This window comes from Rothia sp. HMSC065C12 (assembly GCF_001812085.1).
GTDB lineage: Bacteria > Actinomycetota > Actinomycetes > Actinomycetales > Micrococcaceae > Rothia > Rothia mucilaginosa.
This window is the reverse complement of the sequence record NZ_KV807672.1, coordinates 38,627-40,214: the sequence shown is the minus strand read 5'-3', so window position 1 is coordinate 40,214 and position 1,588 is coordinate 38,627. Positions and strand designations below refer to the sequence as shown.

The 1,588-nt window shown below is 59.1% G+C and carries 2 protein-coding genes; both read right to left on the bottom strand.

All coding sequences use genetic code 11. From position 1 onward, the window contains the following. Positions 1-788 (bottom strand): ATP-binding cassette domain-containing protein (locus HMPREF2836_RS02310; protein ID WP_141752096.1); only part of this gene is annotated, 788 nt, incomplete at its 3' end. A 476-nt stretch (positions 789-1,264) separates the two neighbouring features. Continuing rightward, a partial coding sequence (locus tag HMPREF2836_RS02305; protein WP_141752095.1) for an ATP-binding cassette domain-containing protein occupies positions 1,265-1,588 on the bottom strand: 324 nt, incomplete at its 5' end.

Sequence of the window (1,588 nt, the reverse complement as noted above, 5' to 3'; positions counted from 1 at the left end):
AAGAGGCGCAGATGAGCCAGCCCCTGACGGTCAGCATGAAGCTCGGCAATCACGTTCACGCGCTCCAGTAGGTCACGGTCGTGGCTAATGATGAGCGCCGGGCAGGGGAATGCCTCCAGGGTTTCGAAGAGCTGCGCCTTTGCCGCGGAGTCCAGGTTGTTCGTCGGCTCGTCGAGCAGAATGAACTCTGGATCAGAAATCATCAGCGAGGCAAGTGCGGCGATGACCGCCTCGCCACCGGAGAAGCTGCGCATGCTGCGGGCAAAGAGCGCCCGAACCGATACCGGGTTGTCACGATCAACCACGGTCGCCGGGGTGAAACCGTAGGTTGCAAGAGCCGCGAGGGTGCGCTCCTCAATGTCCCAGTTATCCCCGATGGTCTCGTAGAGTTCGGGGGAATACTCGCCGGATTCCACCGCCTGCAGTGCCCACAGAATCTCAGAGATTCCGCAGAGCTCAGCGAGGGTCTGCTCTCGGTCCAGACCCAAATCTTGAGGTAGATACGCCATGCGTGCCGGTGCCGCCAAGGAACCGGAATCCGGCACCAAATCACCCAAAATCAACCTCATAAGGGTGGATTTTCCGCAACCATTATCGCCGATGAGCCCGGTCAGAGGTGCCGAAAATACCGCCGACAGGTCGCTGAAGAGTGTGGGTTCGCTCGGGTGCGCAAAGTGTAGATGGGCGATACTAACGTGCGCCGCCGCGTGGGAAGTGGCGTGCGAGCGGGCATCGCGGGAAGAAGCGGAACGGGGAAAGGTTGCCTGCGGCTGAAGTACGTGTGTCATACGAGCTCCTTGAGGTATGGATGCTCGGGTGCTCTCAAACTCCGACGGTGGTGCGTTGCAGTAGTGTGCCGGCGGTTTGGGGGTGCCTATGCTGAGCGCGTGGCGGTAAGAGGATCGCCCCAAAAAGGGTGCGAAAAAACCCGAGCGTAACGGTGGATGTACCTGTGCCCGGGTGCGTGCGCGCTGACGGAGACACGCAGAAAAATGGAAGTGTGCAGAGAATATGCCTGCACAAAAAGCTGCGTGAGCGCGCGAAAAATTCTTCTGAGTCCGGGCTTATGCTCGGTGGGTCATTTCTTTGATGCCTCCTAGATTCCGAAGGGTACCCCGGTCGCGCCTTGGGTGGCTTCGGTCAAACGATACGTTCAGCTTCGCCAGCTACCCCTGCGGCGGGGTAACACGGATAGAGAGCTGAGAACTCCAGCATAGGAACTGACTGGGCGCTGAGTCAAACACCCTCCCATGTAGGAGAAGATTCAGCATGCTGATTCCCCGAATGGTTCCTTCCCGAGAGTTTTTGTTGAAAGGTTGAGTGTGCGGTCAATGCGGATGCGGCGGCAGAAGTCCTCATCATGGCTCACCACGATGAGCGCGCCGGTATAAGCTTCGAGCGCCTGCACCAGCCAATCCACCGAAGAAATGTCGAGGTTATTCGTCGGCTCATCCAATATGAGTAGCTGCGGCACCGGGTTGGCCAGAAGCACCTGCGCCACCGCGGCACGGAAGCGCTCACCTCCGGATAAATCCCCAATGCACTGATGTACGCTTTCGCGACGGAAGAGCAGGCGCGCCAGCTGGTC